Here is a 23,030-nt window from a genome sequence, read left to right as displayed (position 1 = left end):
TCGATCCCCTCACCCTGGAGTCCTCTGTGCAGCATCTCGTCACCGACCTGCTGGTCACCCTCGCGTACGGCGCGGTCGGCGTCGTCCTGATGGCGATCGGCTACGTCCTGGTCGATCTGGCCACCCCCGGCAAGCTCCACGAGCTGATCTGGACCGAGCGCAACCGCAACGCGGCGCTGCTGCTCTCGTCGAACCTGCTCGGGGTGGGCACGATCGTGGTCGCCGCGATCGTCGCCAGCGACGACGACTTCACGCTGGGGCTGGTCGGCGCCGCCGCGTACGGCATCCTCGGTCTGGTGATCATGGCGGCGGCGTTCGTGCTGCTCGACGTGGCCACCCCGGGCAAGCTCGGTGAGCTGCTCGTGGACCCGGAGCCGCACCCGGCGGTCTGGGTCTCCGCCACCGTGCACCTCGCCACCGGTGCGATCATCGCGGCCGCGATCATCTGATGAGCGGCAAGCCCGCCAAGCACCAGGTGGGGAAGGACAAGCGCACCCAGACGGTGATCTGGTCCGTGGTAGTGGGGGTCGTAGTCCTCGTCTGCGCCATCGGCGCGTTCGGCGGCGACTCGGACACCTCAGTCCCCGTGCCGGCCGCCGACGAGCGCTCCGGCACCGTGCCGATCCTCCGGGCCGCCGCCGACAGCCAGGGCATCTGCTACGGCTGGGAACTGCTCGACGTGTACGACGAGGTGAGCGTCGGCTCCAACCTCGGCGACGGCACCACAGTCGTCGACGCTCCCGGCTGCACCCGCTGGATCGCGGTCTCCGCGAACGTCAGGTACACCTCGTCCAGCAGCGAGTCGGAGGACTCCGCCACGATCCGGATCAAGGGCTCGGAGGACATCGAGTTCGCCGACCTCGCCGCGATCGAGACCCGGCTGGGCCGCTTCGGGCTGGACGAGGACGCGTTCGTCGACGACCCGGGCTGGGCCGTCACCCGGGCCGCCACGATCCTGCCGCTGCTCGCCGCCGAGCGCGGGCTCGCCGAGCCGGCCGCGACGCCCACCGCCGCGCCGTCGACAGCCGCCACCCCGCTGCCGGACGCCGGAAACGACTTCTGGCGGGACCGCTGGATCTACGTGCTCAGCTCGGTCGGCCTGTTCCTGCTCGCCGCGCTGTTCCTCGCCGTGGGCGTGCGACAGCGCCGCAACCACCGGGTACGGGTGCCCGCGCAGCGCGCCGGGGCGGGAGCCGCCGGACGTACCCGGAGCAGACGGTGACCGCCGACGTGGCCGCACGGCCGCGGTGGCGCCTGGCCCGCTCGGCGGTCCTGCTCGCGGTCTTCGTGTGCGCGGCCTGCGGCCTGGTGTACGAGCTGGCGCTGGTCGCGCTCGGCAGCTACCTGATCGGCGACACGGTCGGCCAGGCGTCGATCGTGCTCGGCGTGATGGTCTTCGCGATGGGTGTCGGCGCGCTGGTGGCGAAGCCGTTGCAGTCCCGGGCGGTGGTCTCGTTCGCGGTGATCGAGCTGACGCTGGCGCTGCTCGGCGGCCTGTCCGTGCTCGGCCTCTACGCCGCGTTCGCCTGGCTCGACCTGTACGGCCCGGCGCTCGTCGGCACCGCGTTCGTGCTCGGCCTGCTGATCGGCGCGGAGATCCCGCTGCTGATGGTGATGCTGCAACGCATCCGGGAGCAGTCGGCGGGCAGCGCGGTGGCCGACCTGTTCGCCGCCGACTACGTGGGCGCGCTGCTCGGCGGGCTGGCGTTCCCGTTCCTCCTGATCCCGGTCTTCGGCCAGCTCAAGGGCGCGCTCGTGGTGGGCGCGGTGAACGCGGCCGCCGGCGTGGTGCTCGTCTTCACCGTGTTCCGCGCCGAACTAAGCCGCCGGGCGCGGGCCGCGCTGGGCGCGGCCACCGTCGTGGTCGGCCTGCTCCTCGGGTACGCGTGGGTGACCGCCCACGACTTCGAGGTGACCGCGCGTCAACAGCTCTACCGCGATCCGGTGGTGCACGCCGAGCGCAGCCGCTACCAGGAGATCGTGCTGACCCGCTCGGTGCGCGAGCCCGGCCACTCCGACACCGACCTGCGGCTGTTCCTCAACGGCGACCTGCAGTTCAGCTCGATCGACGAGTACCGCTACCACGAGGCGCTCGTGCACCCGGCGATGCGCGGGGCGCACGGCGACGTGCTGGTGCTCGGCGCCGGCGACGGGCTGGCCGCGCGGGAACTCCTCAAGTACCCGGACGTGCGCTCGGTGACGCTCGTCGACCTCGACCCCGCAGTGGTCGAGCTGGCCCGCCGCGAGCCGCAGTTGCGCGAGCTGAACCGGGAGTCGCTCACCGACCCCCGGGTACGGGTGCTCAACCTGGACGCGTTCGCGTGGCTGCGTACCGCCACGGACCGCTTCGACGTGGTGATCGCCGACCTGCCCGACCCGGACGAGACGGCCACCGCGAAGCTCTACACGATCGAGTTCTACACGTTGATCCGGCCGGTGCTGGCCCCCGGCGGGCGGCTCGTCGTGCAGTCCGGGTCGCCCTACTTCGCGCCCCGGTCGTACTGGTCGATCGAGCGGTCGATCCGCGAGGCGGGCTTCGCCACCGTGCCGTACCACGTCGACGTGCCGAGCTTCGGCGACTGGGGGTTCGTGCTCGCCGCGCCGGGTGACGTCGCGCCCGAACTGGCGTTGCCGGACGATCCCCCGCCGCTGCGTTTCCTCACCCCCGCGGTGCTGGCCGCCGCCGGCACGTTCCCCGCCGACCGGGCCCGGATCGACGTGCCCGCCTCCACGCTGTTGCGCCCGAAGGTGCTGGACTACGCCCGCGAGGAGTGGCGCGGCTACTAGGTTGCAAGGCATGCCAGGACCGTCACGCCACCGGCCGGGGATCGGCTGGCTGGTCCGGCTGCTACCGACCCGGGCGCTGGGCGCGGCCTCCTACCTTCAGGCGTTCGTGCTCTCCGGCGTGGTCACCGTGCTGGTCGTGCGGGCGTATCTCCAAGCCACCGGCTATCCGCAGATCGGCGGTGGCGGGCTGCACATCGCGCACGTGCTCTGGGGCGGCCTGCTGCTCGCCGTCGGCCTGGGCGTCACGCTGGTCTACCTCGGCGACGGCGCCCGGACGGCCGGAGCGGTGGTCGGCGGCATCGGGTTCGGCCTGTTCATCGACGAGGTGGGCAAGTTCGTCACCACCGGCACGGACTACTTCTACGCGCCAGCCGCCGCCATCATCTACGTCGCGTTCGCGCTGCTGGTCCTGCTCACCCAGGCGGTACGCGGACGCACCGGCCGGTCCCGGCTGACCCCGGCCGAACGCACCGCCAACGCGCTGGACGTGGTGCTCAGCGGCCTGCCCGGCGGGCTCACCGACCGGCGGCGGGTCGCCGTGCTGCGTCTGGTGCAGGGCACCGGACCGGCCACCGAGGCGGCGGTGGCGCAACTGCTGGACGCGGTGCCCCGCCGGGAGCCGCCGCCGGTGCGGATCTGGCAGCGCGCCGCGGACGGCGTCCGGCGTATCGCCGCCTGGGCTGCCGGACGCCGCTGGCTGGTCTGGCCGGTGGTGGTCTACCTGGTGCTGGAACCGATGGCCGTGGTGCTGGCGGTGGTTCTCGACGGGGTGACCGGCGAGCTGGACCAGGAACACGAGTGGGGCGCGGTACTCGGCGTCACCGTCGCCGCGCTGGTCACCGCCGTCCTGAGTCTGCGGGCGGCGTGGCTGATGCGGCGCGACCGGACCGAGGCGTTCCGGTTCTTCAAGCTGGCGCTCCTGGTCGACCTGCTGTTCGGCCAGGTCTTCAACTTCACCGTGAACCAGTTCGGCGCGGTCTCCGCCGTCGCGCTCGATCTCGCGCTGCTCGGCGTGGTCACCGCCGAGCACCGCCGGTTGCGGCGCGCCGCCGAGAGGTGAGCCATTCCGGCGTGCTGACCTGGTGGAAGATCGCTACGGTGGGCATCTGATCCAGGAAGGGAGAATCATGGTCGATGCTCCGGGCACCCCGCCCCGCACGCGTCCCGGCGTGGTGACGCTCTCCAGTTGGCTGCTCATCCTCGTCGCCGCGATCCAGGTGCTGAACCTGATCGTGGCACTCGCAGTCGTCGGCAAGATCCGCGATGTTCTCGCCGACGCCTACGCGGGCACCTCGGCCGAGTCGGCCGCCGACATCGCGTACGCGTTCAGCATCATCACGGCGGTCGTGTCGCTGCTGATCGCGGCCGGCCTCGTCGTCCTCGCGCTGTTGAACAACCGGGGCAAGAACGGCTCCCGGATCACCACCTGGGTGCTGGGCGGCATCCTGTTCTGCTGCACCGGCGGCGGGCTGCTGACCGGTCTCACCGGCGGCATGACGGGCGGCGGCAACACCACCGGTGACGTGCCCAGCTCGGAGGAGATCCAGCGCCGGCTGGAGGACGCGCTGCCGTCCTGGTACACGCCGGTCAACCTGTTGCTGGGCCTGGTCGCGCTGCTCGCCCTGCTGGCCGCGCTGATCCTGCTGGCGCTGCCGCAGGCGAACGAGTTCTTCCGCAAGCCCAAGGCCGGCTGGGAGCCGCCGGTGCCCGGTGGCGCCTACCCGGCGTACCCGTCGCACCCGGGCCAGCCGGGCCAGCCGGGCGACCCGGCGTACCCGGCGTACCCGCCGACTCCCGGCGCGCCGCCGTCGGCGCCCGGTGGTCAGCCGCCGTCCGCCGGTGGTCAGCCGCCGTCCGCGCCGGGCGGTCAGCCGGGTGAGCGCCGCGATCCGGAGCCGCCATCCGGAAGTTGACGTCCGGATTGCAGCGACGCCGACGATCCCTCCGAGTAGGTTGCAAGCCGACGCCTACCGGAGGGATCAGTCGTGTCGTACCCCGAACGGGCCGCACCCCGCCGGCCCGGCACGGTCGTCGCCGCGGCGGCGCTGCTGCTGGCGATGGCGGTCGGCGCCGTGGCGTACGCGGTGGTCAACCTGGCCGTCGGCGGCGGCACGGTGGACCGGTTCCGCGACGCGGCGGCGGAACGGACCGGCGCGAGCGGTGGCGACATCGACCAGGTGGCCGGCCTGCTACGCGGCTCCACAGTGCTGGCCGCCGTGCTCGGCGTGCTCGCCGGGCTGCTGCTCGTCGGGCTCGCGCTCGGCCTGCTCGCCGGCCGCTCCGGCGCCCGCACGGCGACCTGGGTGGTGGCCGGGACCGGCCTGCTCTGCGGTTGCTGCGGGCTGGCGGTGCTGGTCGGCCAGCGCGCCGCCCCGCTGCGGCTCGGCGCGGACGACCGGATCACCGCCGAGCTGCTGGGCCTCGTCGGCGACGCCTACCCGTCCTGGTGGATCCCGGTGAACGCGGCGGTGTCGGTGGCGCAGATCCTCGGCTATCTGGTGGTCGCCGCGCTGCTCACGTTGCCGCCGTCCGGTGCGTTCCTGCGCCGCCGCACCGCGCCGCTGCGGCTGTCCGGCTACGGCGCGACGGTGTCCGGCGCGACCGCCCCCGGGCCGACGCCCTGGGGACCACCACCCGGCCTGAACCCGCCCGCCTCCGCGCCGCCCGCCTCCGGCCCGTCGCCGTACGAGCGGCCCGTGCCGCCCCCGTCCGCACCGCCCGCGCCGCCGCCGGGTGGGTTCCCGCCACCTCCGGAGGACCGCCGATGACCGGTGACACCGACCCCTCCCGGCGCCGTGCCCTGGTCACCGGCGCCAGCCTCGGCATCGGCGAGGCGTTCGCCCGCCGGCTGGCCGCGGACGGCTGGGACCTCGTCCTGGTGGCCCGGGACGCCGCCCGGCTCGACGCGCTGGCGGCCGAGCTGACCGGCCGGCACGGCGGCGACGCCGAGACGATCGCCGCCGATCTGTCCACCGAGGACGGCTGCGCGGCGGTCGAGCAGCGGCTGACCGCCGGTACGCCGATCGAGTTGCTCGTCAACAACGCCGGCATCAGTCTGAACACGTCGTTCGTCCGGTCGTCGGTGGCGGACGAGGCGCGGCTGGTGCGGCTCAACGTGCTCGCGGTGCTGCGTCTGACCCACGCCGCTCTGGGCCCGATGACCGAACGAGGGCACGGGGCAGTGATAAATGTCTCTTCCGTTGCGGGCTTCGGTGTCCCCATGCCGGGATCCACGTACTCGGCCAGCAAGGCGTGGGTGACGAATTTCAGTGAATCGATCGGCCAGTCCGTCGCGCCGCTGGGTGTGCGCGTGATGGCGCTCTGTCCCGGCTACACACGAACCGGAAATCACGAACGCGCGGGCATCGACATGTCGCGCCTGCCCGCCTGGGCCTGGCTGCGCGCCGACGATGTGGTCGCCGAAGGGCTGCTTGACCTGCATAAAGGTAAGTTCGTGAGTGTCCCGGACTGGAAGTACAAGGTGGCGGTGGCCGGGCTGCGGTACGCGCCGAAGCGCCTGTTGCGCGGCTTCCGGCGGGACACCCGGGGTGCGGTCGGCCGGCAGCGCGGTTGACCGGCGGTGGCCCGTGGGCGGGCCGCTTCGGCGGCCGACCGGGATGGACGGTCGCACAGCGTAGCCGCTCATCGCCACCCGTCGGTCGCCCGCAGGGTTGACCAGGGCGGACCCGAAACACGGCGCTCAGACTTGCGAAGTACGCTCTGGGGCCATGGGCGACCACGACGACCTGCGCAAATTCATCACTGACCTCGCTGTGGTGCACGGCCGGGTGGTGCTCTCGTCGGGCCGCGAGGCGGACTGGTACGTGGACCTGCGCCGCGTCACGCTCCATCACGAAGCGGCTCCGTTGATCGGTCGGGTCATGCGTGACCTCACCGCCGACTGGTCGTACGACGCGGTCGGCGGCCTGACCCTGGGCGCCGATCCGGTGGCCGCCGCCATGCTGCACGCCTCGGCGGGCACCGGCCGCGCGGTCGACGCCTTCGTCGTCCGCAAGGAGGGCAAGGCCCACGGTCTCCAGCGCCGGATCGAGGGGCCGGACGTCTCCGGGCGACGGGTGCTCGCGGTCGAGGACACCTCCACCACCGGTGGAAGTGTGTTGACGGCTGTCGAGGCATTGCGTGAGGCAGGGGCCGAGGTGGTGGGTGTGGCGGTTATTGTTGATCGAGGTGCCGGCGACACGGTGCGAGCCGCCGGATTGCCCTATCGGGCGGCCTATACGTTGGCTGACCTCGGCCTTGTGGCGTAAAAGTTTGCCGATTCGGATCTGCTGATATGCAGGCGGATCGATGCTGCTGGTGGAAGGATGGAATACGTGGGAACTGCGTTGGCTGAAATGACCATGCCTCAGATCTCGCCGCTTGCCGGCGAGCCGATCGAACGCGCCGACGCCGAGCGGCTTGCGGGGGTCCTCAAGGCCCTTGCTGACCCCGCCCGGCTGCGGCTGCTCAGCCTGATCCAGTCGGCTCCCGAGGGGGAGGCGTGCGTGTGTGACCTCACCGCGCCGCTCGGCCTCTCGCAGCCGACGGTCAGCCACCACCTGCGAATCCTCACCGAGGCCGGCTTGCTGGAGCGGGAGAAGCGCGGGGTCTGGGCGTACTACCGGCTGGTGCCGTCCGCGATCGCCACGATCGCGGATCTGCTCACCCCGCCGCGGAAGCGGGCCACCAAGAAGGCTCGCTGAAACCTCCGGGCCGGCCCGACCGAGGGTCGTCCCGACCGGGTGACCGGTGGCGTGCGAGGGGTGGCGCCATCAGCGCACGGTGACGGCTGTCGTCGTCCGTGTGACCCGGCTGGAGCAGTGATGTCGAAGGCCGGTCCTCGTCCGAGGGCCGGCCTTCGGTGTCCGTACGACGTGCTCAGCGCCGGTGCTGACCGCCGTGCCCGTCACCGTGCCCGGGCCGGTGCTCCTCGATGCCCTCCCGGGCCGCCTCCACAGTGCCGGCCACCGTCGCCGCGGTGATGACGGCGACCGCCTCGCCGCGCTTGCGCGCCCGCCGGTCGCGGAGGAACTCGAAGAAGATCGGCAGCACCGAGATCACGATGATCAGCGCGACCACCGGCAGGATGTACCTGTCGATCTTGTCGCCGATGGCGTCGTAGATCTGGCGGGCCAGCAGGTAGCCGACCAGCAGGATGCCGTCCACCCAGAGGATCGCGCCCACCACGTTCCACACGAAGAACTGGCGGGCCGGCATGCCGAGCACCCCGGCCACCGGGTTGAGGAACGTCCGCACGATCGGGATGAACCGGGCCAGCACCACTGCCTTCGCCGGGCCGAACTTCTGGAAGTAGTACTCCGCCTTCTCCACGTACTCCCGCTTGAACAGCCGGGAGTTGGGCTTCTCGAACATGCGGCGGCCGTACCGGGCGCCGAGCCAGTGCCCGAGCTGCGCGCCGACGATGGCGCAGATCGGACCGCCGATCATCAGACCGGCCAGGGACAGGCGGGGGCCGTCGCCGAAGATGGCGTCGGCCACCGGTGAGGCGGCCACCCCGGCCAGGAACAGCAGCGAGTCACCGGGGAAGAAGAAGCCGACCAGCAGCCCCGTCTCGGCGAAGAGGATCACCCAGACGCCGATCATGCCGAAGGTGTGGATGAGGTCCTTCGGGTCGAGCGGGTTCAGTGCCACGCTCTCGGAGAACATCCGGGTCTTCTCTGCTGTGTCCACGGCCACACAGGGTACCCCGGCCCGGTCCGGCATATCGGCCGGACCGGGCGTCGTCGTCAGAGGCGGGGGTCCACCGGCTCGGACTCGCAGGCGAGGATCGCGAACACCAGCTCGTGGCGACGCCAGAGCGGAGCGTCCTCGGCCAGCGCGTCCAGGGCGGCCAGGCCCAGACCGTGCTCCCGCAGGGCGAGCCCGCGCTTGCGTCCCAGCGACCGGCGGCGCAACGCGGCGAGCTGCGCCGCCTCGGTGTACCCGGGACCGTAGATGATCCGCAGGTACTCCCGCCCCCGGCACTTGATCCCCGGCTGGAGCAGCGAGCCCTTCGGCGAACGAGCGGCCAGGCCCGCGTAAGGCTTGACCACCATGCCCTCGCCGCCGGCCGCGGTGAGCGCCAGCCACCACTCGGTGGCGTCGGCCACCGCCGACTCGTCGGCCAGGTCCACCACCCGCCGCCGGGTCGGGGTGAAGAACTCCGGGTCGGCGGCGCAGAGCCGGTCGGCCAGCGCCAGGTGCCAGCCGTGGTCGCGGTCGGCGTAACTCACCCCGGCCCCGGCCAGCACCGCGAACGGCGCCAGCGTCACCCCGCGCAGCCCGTCCGTCGGCCGGACGTACGCCCGGTAGGCAGCCGAGTAGGCGGTGATTTCGGCGGCCCGCCCGGCCATCCGGTCGCGCAGCCCGGCCACCGGCATCCCGCGCCCGGCGGCGGTGTCCAGCGCGGCGAGCACCGGCGGCAGCGCGGCCCGCCCGGCCGCGCCGACCCCGGCGTACTGCTCGCGGATCAGCCCGCCCGCCTTCGCCGACCAGGGCAGCAGCTCGGCGTCGAGCAGCAGCCAGTCGGTGCCCAGCTCGGCCCAGAGGCCGGCGCTGGTGACCGCGGCGCGCACCCGGGCCAGCAGTTCGCCGTCGAGCGGCGGGTCGAAGAACGGCCTGCCGGTACGGGTGTGCACCACCCCGCCGCCGAAGCGGCCCGGCTCCCGCTCCACGAGCACCACCGCCCGCGAGCCCATGTGCTTCTCCTCGCAGACCACCCGGTCGACGCCCGCCGCGCGGTAGTCGGCGAACGCCTCGGCCGGGTGCTCCAGGAAACCGTCCACGCTCGACGTGGAGCAGGGCGCCATGGTCGGCGGCAGCCACACCAGCCGGCCCGGGTCGACCGCGAACCGGCTCATCACCTCCAGCGCGGCGGCGGCGTTCTCGGCCGGCACTGTGAGCGACCCGTACGCGTGGCTGAGGTGCCGCCGTCCGGTCACGTCGGCCAGGTCCAGCACGGTGTCCGGCCGCGACGGCGTGACCGGGACCAGCGGGCGGGCCGGGGCGTACCACTCCTTCACCGCCGGGACCGCGACCAGCTCCTTCTCCGGGTAGCGCAGCGCGGTGAGCTGCCCGCCGAACACGCAACCGGTGTCCAGGCAGATGGTGTTGTTCACCCACTCCGGCTCGGGCGTCGGCGTGTGCCCGTACACGACCATCGCCGAACCGCGGTAGTCCCGCGCCCACGGGTAGCGCACCGGCAGGCCGTACTCGTCGGTCTCGCCGGTGGTCTCGCCGTAGAGCGCGAACGACCGCACCCGGCCGGACGCCCGTCCCTGGTACGCCTCCTTCAGCCCGGCGTGCGCCACCACGAGCCGGCCGCCGTCGAGCACGTAGTGGCTGACCAGCCCGTCGATGAACGTCTCCACCCCGGTGACGAACTCCGGCGGCTCGGCGGCGAGCTGCTCCATCGTCTCGGCCAGGCCGTGGGTCAGCTTGACGTCCCGGCCGCGCAGCTTGCGCAGCAGCTTCTGCTCGTGGTTGCCCGGCACGCAGATCGCGTGGCCGGCCGCCACCATGCCCATCACCAGGCGGAGCACGCCGGGCGAGTCCGGGCCGCGGTCCACCAGGTCACCGACGAACACCGCGGTACGCCCCGACGGGTGCGCCGCGTCCACCGGGCGGCCCGCGTCGTCGCGCCGCAGCACGTAGCCGAGCCGGGACAGCAGCGCCTCCAGTTCGGTACGGCAGCCGTGCACGTCCCCGACCACGTCGAACGGACCGGTCAGCTCGCGCCGGTCGTTGAACAGCTTCTCGTAGCGGATCTCCGCGGCGTCGATCTCCTCCACGCCGCGCAGCACGTGCACCTTGCGGAAGCCCTCGCGGGCCAGTCGCCCGTACGACTGCCGCAGGTCACGGCGCATCCGGTTCAGTACCTGCCGGCCGTGCGTGCGGTCGGCGCGCGCCTCCGTACGCTCCCAGGCCACCGCCTCCGGCACGTCCAGAACGATCGCCACCGGCAGCACGTCGTGCTCCCGGGCCACCCGGATCAGCCCGGCGCGGGCGTGCGGCTGGAGGTTCGTCGCGTCGACCACGGTGAGCAGGCCGCGCCGCAGCCGGATGGCGGCGACGTGGTGCAGCGCGTCGAACGCGTCGGCGGACGCGGACTGGTCGTTCTCGTCGTCGGCCACCAGGCCGCGGAACGTGTCCGAGGAGAGCACCTGGCTGGGCGCGAAGTGCCGCCGGGCGAATGTGGACTTGCCGGAGCCGGAGACGCCGACGAGCGCCACCAGTGCCAGCTCGGGGATGTCCAGGACGGTCATCGGTTCGTCGCCTCCTTCCGGTCGTTGCTGTCGTTCCGGTTGTTCCGGTCGGCCCGGTCGCGCCGGCCGGTGCTTTCGTCGCGGTCGGCGCGGGTGAGCACCGCCATCTGGGTCGGCGTGCCGACCTCCGGGTCGTCGTCGCCGACGCCGCCGAGCACCGCCGTGTAGCCGTGCGCCGCCGCCACCCGGTCCACCCAGGCGGCGAACTCGGCCCGGGTCCACTCGAACCGGTGGTCGGCGTGCCGGAACCGGCCCGGCTCGAGCCCCTCGTAGCGCACGTTGTACTCCACGTTCGGGGTGGTCACCACCACCGTGCCCGGCCGGGCGTGACCGAACACCGCGTCCTCCAGCGCCGGCAGGCGCGGCGGGTCGAGGCGCTCGACGACCTCCATCAGCACCGCCGCGTCGTACCCCCGGAGCCGGTCGTCGCGGTAGGTGAGCGCGGACTGCCACAGCCGGATCCGGTCCCGCTGCCGCTCCGGGAGACGGTCCAGGCGCAGCCGCCGGGCCGCCAGGCCGAGCGACCGGTCCGACACGTCGACGCCCACCACCTCGGTGAACCGCCGGTCGGCGACGAGTGCGGTGAGCAGCGCGCCGCCACCGCAGCCCAGGTCCAGCACCCGGCTCGCACCGCTGTCCCGCAGCGCGGCGAGCACCGCCTCCCGACGCCGTACCGCAAGGGAGGCCCGGCGGACGTCCTCCGCCGTTCCGGCCCCGCCGCCCGACGACTCGGCCGGCTCTCCGGTCGACGGCTCGATGCTGTCGTCGGCGGGCGGCTCGTCGGCCAGCCGCAGCTCGGTCAGGCGGGCCATCGCCTCGCCCGCGAGCGCCCGGCGGTGCGCCAGGTAGCGGCGCGTGATCAGGCCCCGCTCCGGGTGCCCGGCCAGCCAGCCGGCGCCGGCGCGCAGCAGCTTGTCCACCTCGTCCGGCGCCACCCAGTAGTGCTTCGCGTCGTCCAGCACCGGCAGCAGCACGTACAGATGATTGAGGGCATCCGCGAGCCGCAGCGTGCCGGTCAGCGTCAGGTCGACGTAGCGGCTCTCGCCCCACTCCGGGTACGTCTCGTCGAGCGGGATCGGAGTGGCAGTCACGGTCCAGCCCAGCGGGGCGAAGATCCGTACCGCCAGCTCGGCGCCGCCCCGGCAGCGCAGCACCGGCACCCCTACGGTCAGCGGGATCGCGCTCGCGGCCAGCTCGGGACGGTCACGCGACTCGCCGCGCAGGGCGGAGCGGAACACCTTCGACAGCGCCGACGAGAGGAGGCTGGACGCCGCGTACGGCCGGTCGTTGACGTACTGCCCGAGCGCGAAGCCCTCCGGCGCGCGGTTCTTCCGGCCGCCGCCCAGCTTGAGCGGATCGACCTCGACCAGCAACGCCGCCGTGCAGCGCGCCTCGTCCGCCTCCGGGTAGAACACATGCGCGGAACCGGCGGGCAGGTCGAAGGTCTGCACGCGGTCCGGATGCTTCACCAGGAGGTGGCCGAGGTCGGTCGCCGGGCGGTGGGTCGTGGTGAGGGTCAGCAGCACTTGTCGATGATCTCGTTCTTCTGTGTTTTTTGTCGTGGGGGTTTCCGGGGGAGCCCGACCCGCTCCGGGCGGTCAGGCTTGATCCCTGCGCGGGTCGGGCTCCCCCGGAAACCTGACGTGGTCCCCGTCGCGTCGACCTGTGCTGCCTGGTGGTTCGGCCTAGATGTGGAGGTGCCCCGCCGACCGGGTGGTCGGCGGGGCACCGTTTGTGCTTCGGGTCAGGCGACGAAGCGGGTCTTGCGGCGGCGGGTCAGCACGTAGCCGACCGCACCGGCGGCGAGCAGCAGCGCGCCGATGCCGGCGATCAGGCCGGTGGAGGAACCGGTGATCGGCAGCGTGCCGCCGTCACCGCCGCCCTGGCCACCGTCGCCCGGGTTACCGGGCGTGCCGGGGGTGCCGCCGGCCGGGTTGATGACGATCGCGGCGGTGTCGTTCTTGCCGTTCGGGTCGCCGGAGAGCTTCGTGGTGAAGCTGCCCGCCGCGTTCGCGGTCACCGTGTCGATGCGCAGGCGGAACTCGTACGGGTTCTTCATGCCCTTGGGGCTCTCGGTGACCTGGCAGGCGTACTCCTTGGCCCCCGGCTCACCCCAGTTCGCGGTCCACGGGTCCCACTCCTTCGTGGGCAGGAACGGCACGCAGTCGTACGGCGCCTCGACGACGGTCGTGCCGGCCGGGACGGTGACGCGGACCGGCAGGTCCTCCAGGCGGATGCCCGGGGTGCCCTGGCCCAGGTACTCCAGCGTGGCCGGACCCAGGTTGGTGAAGCTCGGCGCGACAGTGACGACGTCGCCCTTCTTCCCGGTGGCGGTGGCGCCCTCGGCGGCGAGGTCGGCCGGGTTGTCACCGGTGACCTTCACGGTCGCGACGGTGAAGTTGTTCATCTGGTCCAGGTCGGTCTGCGGCACCCGCGCGGCCTGCACCGACTTCTCAATTAGGCGCAGCTCGGGGCCCGTGCCGGGCTTGACCTCGTCCAGCCAGTCCTCGAACGCCTGGTCGAAGTCGTCGGTGGTCCACCAGTCGAGGTAGACCGGGAACCGGGCGCCGGTACGCGTCTCCGGGCGCAGCGTGATCGGCAGATCCTCGGAGAGCTTGTACGACCGGCCCGGCTCGATCTTCGTGTCGAAGGCGCAGAAGGCGTAGAACCCGTCCTCCTGAGCGCGGCAGTTGGAGAAGTTCCCGCCGTACGACGCGAGCCAGTCGGCCTGCACGACGAGCACCGTCCCGTCGACGGTGGTGTCGCCGCCGTTGCGGACGACGCCGGGCACGGCGGCGCGGCCACCCGGTGCACCGCTCGCCTCGACGGTCGGGTCGCTCACCAGGTCGACGCCCTCGGCGATGGTGACGCCGGCCGTACCGGTGGCCGTCTTGCCGCCCGACGTGACGCTGATCTTCAGTGCGCCCTTCTGGCCCGGCTCGGCGGTGTCCTTGCCGTTGACCAGGTAGTCGAACCAGGGCTCGTCGCCGTCGGCAAGGTCCGCCTCGCAGTGCATCTTGGTGGAGGAGACGTCGCAGGTCCAGTCCCACGCCGGCTCGACAGTGGCGAAGGCCGAGACCGCGGAGAAGTCGATGTCGATCGTGGTGCGGCCGAACTTGGGCTCCGACTCGCCGTCGGACATGTGCGCGAAGAGCGAGCCGTAACCCAGGTGGCCCGGGGCGACGAGCAGGTCGTGCGTGACGACCTCGAACGGCGCGTCCGCCGCGAGGGCGGGGGTGGCGGAGGCGGCGACGAACGCGCCTGCGACGCCCAACCCGGCGAACCAGCGCCGGGTGGAGTTGCTGAGCATGTGGGGGGTCCTCCCGTGGGGTGATCAGGTGGAGCCCACGGAGCTTAAAGATTCCTTAAAGGATCGCGTTGTCCCACATCATGAATATTGACCGAACGGATGATCGGCGCCACCGCAATGTTCCACCTGCCCGGAACCGTCCATCAATCGGACACCGGGAGGTGCAGTGACGTACGAGGAGTTCGCCGACGCGCGGTTGGGCGCCCTGCTGCGGTACGCGGTCATGCTGACCGGGGATCCGCACCAGGCCCAGGATCTGGTGCAGGAGACCCTGGTCCGGGTCCAGCTCAACTGGCGGCGGGTGGCCCGCACCGACGCCCCGGAGCGGTACGTGCGCCGGATGCTCACCAACCAGTTCATCGACTGGCGGCGCGGATCGTGGGCGCGGCGGGTGCTGCTGCGCGGCGCGGCGGACGAATCGGTGCCCGCGCCGGCCGACCACGCCCAGTCCGCGGCGGACCGGGACCAGATCCGGGACTGGCTGTCCCGGTTGCCCCGGCGTCAACGCGCCGCGCTGGTGCTGCGCTACTACGAGGACCTGCCGGACGGGGAGATCGCCGAGATCCTCGGCTGCGCCGTCGGCACCGTCCGGTCCAGCATCTCGCGTGCGCTGGCCACCCTCCGAGCCGAACTCGTGGAGGTCTCCTGATGATCGAGGACGAGCTGCGGGCCGCGTTCGCCCGCCTCGAGGAGTCGACCCCGCCCGTCGGCCCGATCCGGGCCGCCGTCGACCGGGCGGTGATCAGTCGCCGTCGGCGTCGTCGGCGCGTACGCCTGGCCGGCACGGCGCTGGCGGTCGCCGCCGTCGCACTCGTCGGTTTCACAGCGATGGCGCCCCGGCCGCCGGCGCCCACGGCGGCGCCCGCGCCCTCCACGCCGGTGCCGGAGCCCGGCGGCGCGCTGAACCTGCTGCTGCTCGGCGTCGACCAGGCCGCCGGCAGCCGGCGCGCCGATTCGGTCCTGCTGGTGCACCTGCCGGCCGACCGGAGCCGGCTCTACCTCGTGTCGTTCCCGCGTGACCTGCTGGTGCCGGTGCCACCGAACGGCGGGACGGAGAAGCTCAACGCGACGTTCTCCCGCGCCGCCGGGTCGGGCACCGACCTGGCCGCCGGCTACCGGGCGACCCGCGACGCGGTCGCCCGGCTGACCGGGGTACGCGTCGACGCCGGCGCGGTGCTCACGTACCCGGGGGCGCGTGAGCTGACCGACGCGGTCGGCGGCGTGCCGGTCTGCCTGCCGGCGCCGGTGCGTTCGGTGCACACCGAGCGGCGTTTCCCGGCCGGATGTCAGCGGCTCGACGGCGCGGCGGCGGTCGACCTGCTGCGGCAGCGGTACGGCCTGCGCGACGGTGGGCTGGACCGCGACCGCAACGCGGCCCGCTACGCCGCCGGCCTGCTCCGCCAACTGCGGGAGCAGGGCACGGCGACCGATCCGGCGCAGCTCGGCCGGCTGCTTCTGCGGGTCGGATCGGCCGTCACGGTCGATACCGGCGACCTGTCGCTGCCGGCGTTGGTGGGCGCGACCAGCCGGGCCGGTGGCGCCGAGCCGGTCGCGCTGAGTCTTCCGGTGCGCATCGCAGAGGAGAAGGGGCACGGATTCGAGCCGGACCCGGCGCTCAGCCCCGGGTTCCTGGACGCGCTGCGGGCGGACCGGCTGGCGCAGTGGGCCGCCGCCCACCCGGCCCAGGCCACCGCTCTGCGGTGACCCGGCGCCGGGTCAGCGGTAGTCGTCCTCGTCGGCGGTGACGACGCGGGCCTGCTCCATGGCGTCCCAGTCGTCGACCTCCATGCCCCGGTGCGGCTCGCCGTCCGTCTCGTCGGTCACCGTGGTGGCCTGCTCGACCGCGTCGGCCGGCTCGGCCTCCAGATCCCGCTCCTCCGGGGCGAGGTGGTCACTGGGGGCGAAGTCCTCGTCGGGCTGACCCATCGTCCCTCCCTGTTCTCCGTGCGGGCACCGTCCCCACCACCGTACGGGCTGCTCCGGGCCCTCGCTGGGTGGCGGGCGGAACGGCGGAGTCGGCGATTGTCCCGCTCCCGGCGCACGGCCGGTGCCAGGATGGGAGGCATGGGCTTCCTGATCCGACTGGCGATCACCGCGGTCGCGTTGTGGATCGCGACCCTGATCGTGCCCGGAGTGGAGGTGAGCGGCCGCAACACCGGCAGCAACGTGCTCACCCTGATCGTGGTGGCACTGGTCTTCGGTGTCGTGAACGCGGTGCTCAAGCCGCTCATCAAGGTGTTCGGCTGCGTGTTCTACCTGCTCACGCTCGGCCTGTTCGCGCTCGTGGTGAACGCGCTGCTGTTCCTGCTGACCGACTGGATCGCCGGGGTGCTGAAGCTCCCGTTCCACGTGGACGGCTTCTGGGCCGCCTTCTGGGGCGCCATCGTGGTCGCGGTGGTGAGCTGGCTGATCAGCGTCGTCGTACCGGACCGGCTGGAGAACCGGTGAGCGGCGTCCGGGCCGGTTGTGCCCCGCTCACGCTCCTGCGGGATACTGCCCGCGGTGGACAGCGCGGTCCGGCGCAACCGTGGACGTGAGCGACCGGAACGGGTCGCGCCCATGGAAGACAGCGGCCTGCACGGCCGAGAGCGGTAAGTAAGGAGCGTTCGACATGCCCATCGCTTCCCCCGAGGCTTACGCGGAGATGCTGGACCGGGCCAAGGCCGGCCGGTACGCGTACCCCGCGATCAACGTGACCTCCTCGCAGACGCTGAACGCGGCGCTCAAGGGCTTCGCCGACGCGGAGAGCGACGGCATCATCCAGGTCTCCACCGGTGGCGCGGAGTACCTGTCCGGCCCGTCCGTGAAGGACATGGTGACCGGCGCGACGGCGTTCGCCGCCTACGCGCACGAGGTCGCCAAGAAGTACCCGGTGAACATCGCGCTGCACACCGACCACTGCCCGAAGGACAAGCTGGACAAGTTCGTCCGGCCGCTGATGGCCATCTCGCAGGAGCGCGTCAAGAACGGCCAGGAGCCGCTGTTCCAGTCGCACATGTGGGACGGCTCGGCCGTGCCGGTGGCGGAGAACCTGGAGATCGCCGAGCAGCTCCTCGCCGAGGCCGCCAAGGGCAAGATCGTCCTTGAGATCGAGGTCGGCGTCGTCGGCGGCGAGGAGGACGGCGTCGAGAACGCCATCAACGACAAGCTCTACACCACCGTCGAGGACGGCCTGGCCATGGTCGACGCGCTCGGCCTGGGCGAGAAGGGCCGCTACATGGCGGCGCTGACCTTCGGCAACGTGCACGGCGTCTACAAGCCGGGCAACGTCAAGCTGCGCCCCTCGGTGCTGCACGACATCCAGGTGGCGGTCGGCGCCAAGTACGGCAAGGACAAGCCGCTGAGCCTGGTCTTCCACGGCGGCTCCGGCTCGCTGCTGTCGGAGATCCGGGAGGCGCTGGACTACGGCGTGGTGAAGATGAACATCGACACCGACACCCAGTACACCTTCACCCGTCCGGTCGCGGACCACATGTTCCGCAACTACGACGGCGTGCTGAAGGTCGACGGCGAGGTCGGCAACAAGAAGATGTACGACCCGCGCGTCTGGGGCAAGGCCGCCGAGGCCGGCATGGCCGCCCGCGTGGTCGAGGCCTGCGAGCACCTGCGCTCCACCGGCACCACCATGAAGTGACCCTATGCGTGTAAGGAAGGGCCCCTTATTAACCGCTGTGGTTAATAAGGGGCCCTTCCTCTACCGGAGGCGTTAAAAAGGGGCCCTTCCTTTCACTGCGTCAGCACCCGGACGGCGTCGCGGACGTCGTCGGTCAGGTGGATCGTGTGCGACAGGTCGCCGAACGGGGACGCGGCGAACAGCGGCCGCAGCAGCGACTCCACCGGCAGCTCGGTGGTCCAGTACGTGCGGTCCAGGAAGACGTACGCCCCGCTCGCCCCGTCGGTGCCGTAGAACGTCTTGGTGGCCGCCTGGAACACCTCCTGCACGGTGCCGGCCTTGCCGGGTGCGAACACGATCCCGCCCCGGGCCAGCCGCAGGATGGTGTCCTCCCGGATAGCGTTGGAGAAGTACTTCGCGATCCGGCCCGCGAACAGGTTCGCCGGCTCGTGGCCGTACAGCCAGGTGGGGATGGCCAGCCCGCCGGACCGGGCCCACTCGGTGCCGGGCGCCGACGGGCGGGGCGAGGGCAGCGACGTGCCGTCCGCGTACCGCTTGCGCACCGCCAGCGCCGCCGCCGTGTACCGGTCGTGGTCGGTGAAGTCCGGCGCGACGGCGAGCACGTCGATCGCGGCGGACAGCTCCTCGGCCGGCCAGGCCGCGAGGAACGCGCCGAGGTTCGCCGCCTCCATCACGCCCGGACCACCGCCGGTGACCACCAAGCGGTCGGCCCGCGCCAGCTCCCAGCCCAGCACCGCGGCCATCCGGTACGCGACGCTGCCGCGCGGCACCGCATGCCCGCCCATCACCCCCACCACCGACTGCGGCCCGTGCGCGGCCAGCCACGACCGGGTGGCGTCGGCCAGCGCGTTGTCCACACCGTGGTCGTGCAGTCGCTGCCCGAGCGCCTCGCGTACGTCCGGCAGCGCGCCGCCGTGCGCCCGGAAGTGCGCGTACACCCGGGTGTCGTACATCTCGGCGAACCCGCCCTCGGCGAACCCGGCGGCCAGCTCGTCGGCGGTGTAGAGGTGCGACGGCTGGGTCGGGTAGGGCAGCCCGGAGAACGGCGGGACCACGTTGGCGCCCCGGCGGACCAGGTCCGCGCCCACCTCGCGGCCGGCGAACCGGCAGCCCACGAAGAGCGTGCCGGTGACGTCGACGTCGCGCAGGTCGGGGATCGGATCGAGGTCGAGGCGCAGGCCCTGCACGGTCAGGCCGGCCAGGGTTCCCCCGGCCAGCCGCTGCTCGAACGCTGTGCGGGTCTCGATCTCGTTGACGTGGGGTGCGTGCGGCTCGATGACGTCCGCGGGTGGTGGGGTCGGCACCAGGCCATCCTGCCCCCGCACGGCAAGTGCCGAAACCGGGGCGGGGAACGACAGGAGCCCGGCGGGCACGCCGCCGGGCTCCTGCGTAACCGGGTCCTGGGGAGGCTCCGGATCTGTATTTGTAGTGCAAGAACCACGGCGGCGGCATGGGCCGCGGGTACGTGTGCTCCCGCCGCAGGCGTGACGAAACCCTCAGCCGTTCAGCCAACCGTCCGGGCGGGGCCCCTCGCGTACCCGAGGGCGAAGCGGGTTGAATGGGGCGATGCAGAACCTGTTGCCTGAGCCACCGGCCACCCTGCTCCCGGTCCACGAGGAGGCCGACGCCGCATTGGCGGCGGCGGCCGAGCAGGGCACCGACGAGGCGTACGCCGAGGTCGCGGCCCGTTTCCCGACCTACAGTGCGGCCTGGGCCGCGCTGGCCGGCCGCGCGCTCGCCGCGGGTCAGGTCGTCACGGCGTACGCGTACGCCCGCACCGGCTACCACCGGGGCCTGGACCAGCTGCGCCGCAGCGGCTGGAAGGGCCACGGCCCGGTGCCCTGGTCGCACAAGCCCAACCGGGGCTTCCTCCGCTGCCTCTACGTGCTGTCCCGCGCCGCGGGGGAGATCGGCGAGGCGGACGAGGCGGCCCGGTGCGCCCAGTTCCTCCGCGACTGCGACCCGGCCGCCGGAGACGCGCTCTCCGGCGACTGACCACTGCCGCGACGGCCGGTCCCGACCCGGGCACCGGCCGTCGCGCCCGTCCTACAGCCCTTCCGCCACCGACGCGGCGATCTTCAGCCAGGCGTCCCGGGTGGCGGAGGAGAGCTGCCCGTACCGCAGCGGCTCGCCGGTGTCGATGAGCCGCTCGTACGGCGCCAGCAGCACCGCCCGGGTCCGCGCCGCGAAGTGGGCCTGGATCGCGGGCAGGTCGATCTCCTTGCGCGACGGCGGCATCGAGACCACTGTGACCGCCTGCCGGACCAGCCGCTGCCGGCCGCTCTGCTCCAGGTGGTCGAGCATCCGGGCGGCGGTCTCGGCCGAGTCGTTACGAGCCGACATGGTGACCACGAGCTGGTCGGTGGCGTCCATCGCGGCCTGCCAGTTCTGCGCCCGGACGTTGTTCCCGGTGTCCACGAAGATCAGCTTGTAGAAGCGGCTGACCACCTCGCGGATCTCCGCGAACGCGGCGGCGGTGAGCATCTCGCCGCCGGTCGCCGACTCGTCCGAGGCGAGCACGTCGAACATGCCCTCGCCCTGCGAGCGGACGTACTGCGACAGGTCGCCCACCCGCCCGTGCGGCCCCTGGAACTGGGCCAGGTCGCGCAGCATGTCCCGCACCGTACGGGCGTGGAAGTCCTGCTGGGCCCGCATGCCGAGAGTGCCCTGGGTCTCGTTGTTGTCCCAGGCCAGCACGTATCCGCCGCGCTTCTGCCCGAACGTCATGGCGAGCAGCAGGATCGCCACCGTCTTGCCGGCGCCGCCCTTCGGGTTGACCACCGTCACCTGGCGCAGGCCACCGAAGTTGCGGCGGACCATCTCGATGTCGCGCTTCATCTCCTGCTCGTGCCGCCCGGGCGCGAGCCGGACCAGCCCGATCTTGTTCACCACCGCGCGTACGCCCATGGTGGCCACCGGGTCGACCGGCCGGGCCTGGCGGCGGCGGGCGAAGTCCTCGGCGGTCGGGGGCACCGCCTGCTGCGGCGTCCAGCCCTGCTCCGGGTGGGGCGCGCCCGGCTGAGGCGGCGGTGGCGGCACCACCGGGCCGGACACCGGCGCCTGCGGCGGCATCGGGCCGCCCGGCTGCGGCGCGCCGGCCTGGGGCGTCCAGCCGGGCGGCGGGTACCAGCCGGGCTGACCAGGTTGCGGCTGGTACGCGGACGGCGGATAGCCGTTGCCGTACGGGGACGGCTGCGCCGGCACGCCCGGCGACGGCGGGAACGGCCCGAGGCGGGGCGTCTGCTCGGGCGCGCCCGGCCCTGCCGGTCCCGTACCGGAGTCCGGCGACGGCTGCGTCCCGGCGACAGTGGCGCGGCCGGACGCGATGCCGTCCTCGGGGAGGGCGTCAGGCGGCGGGGGCGGTGCCACGGTGGCCCGGCCGGAGGCGGCGCCGCCGGCGGAGAGTGCCTCGGGCGGGGGCGGCGCCACGATGGCGCGGCCGGACGCGTTGCCGTCGGCCTCCGCTGACTCGGACGGCGGAGCCGCTGCCTCGGTGGGGAGCGGGTCCGGCGTGGTGGCGGAGTCCGACCCGGCCCGCTGTGGCGGCTGTGCCCACGGCGAGGTGGCCCGTCCGTTCCCGGTGCTCTCGCCGGCGGTAGCCGTTCCGGCAGTGCCGGAGGTGGGCGTGGTCGCCGGGGCGGGCGCCGCCTGCGTACCGGGCACCGCCGGTGAGCTGGATGCCGCCGGTTCCGGCTGGGCCGGTGACGGGGCGGAGGTCGCCCGGTCGAGCGTGAACGGCAGGTCCATGTCGACCGCGGGCGCCTGGGGCGCCGGGACGTCCGCGGCCGGCGGCGTGGGAGCGTCGGCGGGCGGGAGCGGCCAGGGCACCGACGCCCACGGCGGGATCGTGGCCGCCGCCGCGTCGGTCTCCTCCGGCGGCCAGAGCGGCTCGACGTCCCGCTGCGGCACCTGCGGCCGGCCCGGTACGTGGGCCCGGTCGTCGTTCTCGTGCACCACGGTTCCTCCCCATTCCTTCCGCCGAGGATAGGCGTTCCGGCCAGCGCCGCGAGCCGGGTGGGGATCGACCGAGGTCAGCCCGTCCAGACCGCCCAGGCGCCCGGCTCGGTCCACCAGGAGCGCTTACGGCTCAGTTCGCCCTCGACGCCGTCGTCGAGGAACGGCACCTTCTCGTCGCGGGGCACCACCGCCACCGCGCGTCCCCGCGCCCGGCGTACCTCCAGCCGGACCTTCTTCCGGCCCAACGCCGACCGGGTCACCACCGGTACGGCGACGCCCACCGTCACCCGCCCGTCGGCCGGATCCGGGCCGCCCAGCAGGTCCACCTCACCGAGGCGCGCGTACCCGCCCGCGTTGCCGATCGCGCACGCGGTGATCGGCTCCGAACCGTCGCTGAGCACCGTGCCGTCGACCTCGACCCGGGCCCGCCAGTGCAGCGGACGGCCCGCGTCGTCGGCGGCGCCGAGCAGCGCGCCGTCCAGCGTCACCGAGCCGCCGTCGTTGCGCAGCAGGTCGAGCCGCCGGGCGGTGCCGTCCAGCACCGCGGCGGCCACACCCGCCGGATCCCGGGGCAGCCCGAGCTGCGCGGCCAGGTCCCGCGCCGTCCCGGACCGGGCCGGATCGAGCGGGAGTACGCCGACAGGGGGCAGGTCGGGCACCGTACGGTCGTCGGCGAGGTCCGCGGGACGGCGGCTCGGCGGCGGAGCGTACCGGCGCACCAGCCGGCGCAGGACGGCGCGCAACTGACCGTCACTCGCCGTGGCGACGATCAGCCGGGTCTTGCCGTCGGAGTCCGGCCAGGTGAGGCCGTCGGCGCGCGGCGGGCCGTCGAGGCGGGCCAGCACCTCGTCGATCTCGGAGTCCGACCGGGCGGTCACGGTGGTCACCCGGGCACCCCGGGCGGTCAGCTCGTCCGCGCAGGCCAGCACCGGTACGCGCGGCGTCTCGCAGCGCTCCTCGCCGGTCTCGGCGGCGGTGTCGTCCGCGCCGCCGCAGCAGGCGCCGCCGCTGCCGCAGCCACCACCGGGAGCGTCCCGCTCCGAGCCGAGGGTGAGCAGCACCACGTCGTACACGAAGG

The 23,030-nt window shown here is 73.1% G+C and carries 22 protein-coding genes; 14 read left to right on the top strand and 8 right to left on the bottom strand.

Annotation, left to right across the window (positions count from 1 at the left end):
• Positions 1–26: 26 nt before the first annotated feature.
• The 9 genes from OC439_RS07380 to OC439_RS07340 all read left to right on the top strand — a co-directional run bounded on the left by OC439_RS07380 (position 27) and on the right by OC439_RS07340 (position 7,490).
• The gene (locus OC439_RS07380) at positions 27–449 is read left to right on the top strand and encodes a DUF350 domain-containing protein (protein WP_030269725.1); all 423 of its coding nucleotides are present in this window, start codon (positions 27–29) and stop codon (positions 447–449) included.
• A complete protein-coding gene (locus OC439_RS07375; RefSeq protein WP_262012799.1) occupies positions 449–1,222 on the top strand; it encodes a hypothetical protein in 774 nt (257 codons plus the stop codon). The genes OC439_RS07380 and OC439_RS07375 overlap by 1 nt, the downstream gene beginning before the upstream one ends.
• Positions 1,219–2,787: a polyamine aminopropyltransferase gene (locus OC439_RS07370; protein WP_262012798.1), complete on the top strand. Its 1,569-nt coding sequence runs from the start codon at positions 1,219–1,221 to the stop codon at positions 2,785–2,787. The genes OC439_RS07375 and OC439_RS07370 overlap by 4 nt, the downstream gene beginning before the upstream one ends.
• A gap of 10 nt (positions 2,788–2,797) precedes the next feature.
• Positions 2,798–3,847, top strand: coding sequence for a hypothetical protein (locus OC439_RS07365; protein WP_262012797.1), 1,050 nt, complete (start codon positions 2,798–2,800; stop codon positions 3,845–3,847).
• Positions 3,848–3,914: 67 nt separating this feature from the next.
• Complete coding sequence (locus tag OC439_RS07360) at positions 3,915–4,700, top strand: hypothetical protein (RefSeq protein WP_262012796.1); 786 nt, start codon at positions 3,915–3,917, stop codon at positions 4,698–4,700.
• 72 nt (positions 4,701–4,772) lie between these two features.
• On the top strand, positions 4,773–5,555 hold the full coding sequence (locus OC439_RS07355; protein ID WP_262012795.1) for a hypothetical protein: 783 nt from the start codon (positions 4,773–4,775) through the stop codon (positions 5,553–5,555).
• Positions 5,552–6,361 carry an SDR family NAD(P)-dependent oxidoreductase gene (locus OC439_RS07350; RefSeq protein ID WP_262012794.1) on the top strand — a complete coding sequence of 270 codons (810 nt, stop codon included), beginning with the start codon at positions 5,552–5,554 and terminating at the stop codon, positions 6,359–6,361. The genes OC439_RS07355 and OC439_RS07350 overlap by 4 nt, the downstream gene beginning before the upstream one ends.
• A gap of 154 nt (positions 6,362–6,515) precedes the next feature.
• A complete protein-coding gene (pyrE, locus tag OC439_RS07345) occupies positions 6,516–7,055 on the top strand; it encodes an orotate phosphoribosyltransferase (RefSeq protein ID WP_262012793.1) in 540 nt (179 codons plus the stop codon).
• Between the two features lie 57 nt (positions 7,056–7,112).
• A complete protein-coding gene (locus tag OC439_RS07340; RefSeq protein ID WP_007454255.1) occupies positions 7,113–7,490 on the top strand; it encodes an ArsR/SmtB family transcription factor in 378 nt (125 codons plus the stop codon).
• Positions 7,491–7,665: 175 nt separating this feature from the next.
• Here OC439_RS07340 and OC439_RS07335 read toward each other — a convergent pair whose 3' ends face one another.
• The 4 genes from OC439_RS07335 to OC439_RS07320 form a co-directional block, all read right to left on the bottom strand.
• Entirely contained in the window at positions 7,666–8,511 is an 846-nt protein-coding gene (locus OC439_RS07335) for a DedA family protein (RefSeq protein WP_262012792.1), read from the bottom strand.
• A gap of 23 nt (positions 8,512–8,534) precedes the next feature.
• Positions 8,535–11,051, bottom strand: coding sequence for a polynucleotide kinase-phosphatase (locus OC439_RS07330; protein ID WP_262012791.1), 2,517 nt, complete (start codon positions 11,049–11,051; stop codon positions 8,535–8,537).
• Complete coding sequence (locus OC439_RS07325; protein ID WP_262012790.1) at positions 11,048–12,577, bottom strand: 3' terminal RNA ribose 2'-O-methyltransferase Hen1; 1,530 nt, start codon at positions 12,575–12,577, stop codon at positions 11,048–11,050. The genes OC439_RS07330 and OC439_RS07325 overlap by 4 nt, the downstream gene beginning before the upstream one ends.
• A 218-nt stretch (positions 12,578–12,795) precedes the next feature.
• Entirely contained in the window at positions 12,796–14,361 is a 1,566-nt protein-coding gene (locus OC439_RS07320; protein WP_262012789.1) for an LPXTG cell wall anchor domain-containing protein, read from the bottom strand.
• Positions 14,362–14,527: 166 nt separating this feature from the next.
• On the opposite strand from OC439_RS07320, the gene OC439_RS07315 reads away from it, so the two are divergent.
• The gene (locus OC439_RS07315; RefSeq protein WP_262012788.1) at positions 14,528–15,010 is read left to right on the top strand and encodes a SigE family RNA polymerase sigma factor; all 483 of its coding nucleotides are present in this window, start codon (positions 14,528–14,530) and stop codon (positions 15,008–15,010) included.
• Positions 15,010–16,065, top strand: coding sequence for an LCP family protein (locus OC439_RS07310; protein WP_262012787.1), 1,056 nt, complete (start codon positions 15,010–15,012; stop codon positions 16,063–16,065). The genes OC439_RS07315 and OC439_RS07310 overlap by 1 nt, the downstream gene beginning before the upstream one ends.
• A 12-nt stretch (positions 16,066–16,077) precedes the next feature.
• On the opposite strand, the gene OC439_RS07305 is transcribed toward OC439_RS07310, so the two are convergent.
• A complete protein-coding gene (locus OC439_RS07305) occupies positions 16,078–16,287 on the bottom strand; it encodes a hypothetical protein (RefSeq protein WP_120572362.1) in 210 nt (69 codons plus the stop codon).
• Between the two features lie 138 nt (positions 16,288–16,425).
• Between OC439_RS07305 and OC439_RS07300 the strand changes: the two genes are divergently transcribed.
• Positions 16,426–16,809 carry a phage holin family protein gene (locus OC439_RS07300; protein WP_135242722.1) on the top strand — a complete coding sequence of 128 codons (384 nt, stop codon included), beginning with the start codon at positions 16,426–16,428 and terminating at the stop codon, positions 16,807–16,809.
• Positions 16,810–16,972: 163 nt separating this feature from the next.
• Positions 16,973–17,995: a class II fructose-bisphosphate aldolase gene (fbaA, locus tag OC439_RS07295; RefSeq protein ID WP_194800169.1), complete on the top strand. Its 1,023-nt coding sequence runs from the start codon at positions 16,973–16,975 to the stop codon at positions 17,993–17,995.
• Positions 17,996–18,087: 92 nt separating this feature from the next.
• On the opposite strand, the gene OC439_RS07290 is transcribed toward fbaA, so the two are convergent.
• Positions 18,088–19,299: an LOG family protein gene (locus OC439_RS07290; RefSeq protein WP_262012786.1), complete on the bottom strand. Its 1,212-nt coding sequence runs from the start codon at positions 19,297–19,299 to the stop codon at positions 18,088–18,090.
• 262 nt (positions 19,300–19,561) lie between these two features.
• On the opposite strand from OC439_RS07290, the gene OC439_RS07285 reads away from it, so the two are divergent.
• Positions 19,562–19,990: a DUF3151 domain-containing protein gene (locus OC439_RS07285; RefSeq protein ID WP_135242725.1), complete on the top strand. Its 429-nt coding sequence runs from the start codon at positions 19,562–19,564 to the stop codon at positions 19,988–19,990.
• Between the two features lie 51 nt (positions 19,991–20,041).
• On the opposite strand, the gene OC439_RS07280 is transcribed toward OC439_RS07285, so the two are convergent.
• Together OC439_RS07280 and OC439_RS07275 are read right to left on the bottom strand one after the other, a co-directional pair.
• Entirely contained in the window at positions 20,042–21,952 is a 1,911-nt protein-coding gene (locus OC439_RS07280; protein WP_262012785.1) for a MinD/ParA family protein, read from the bottom strand.
• Positions 21,953–22,026: 74 nt separating this feature from the next.
• Positions 22,027–23,025 (bottom strand): diacylglycerol kinase family protein, encoded by a 999-nt coding sequence (locus OC439_RS07275; protein WP_047892100.1) that lies wholly within the window; start codon positions 23,023–23,025, stop codon positions 22,027–22,029.
• Positions 23,026–23,030 lie beyond the last annotated feature (5 nt).

This window comes from Micromonospora sp. Mcm103 (assembly GCF_024519755.1).
In the GTDB taxonomy this organism is placed as follows: domain Bacteria; phylum Actinomycetota; class Actinomycetes; order Mycobacteriales; family Micromonosporaceae; genus Micromonospora; species Micromonospora aurantiaca.
Note: the sequence above shows the minus strand (reverse complement) of the source record. Positions and strands in the feature narration are given on the sequence as shown.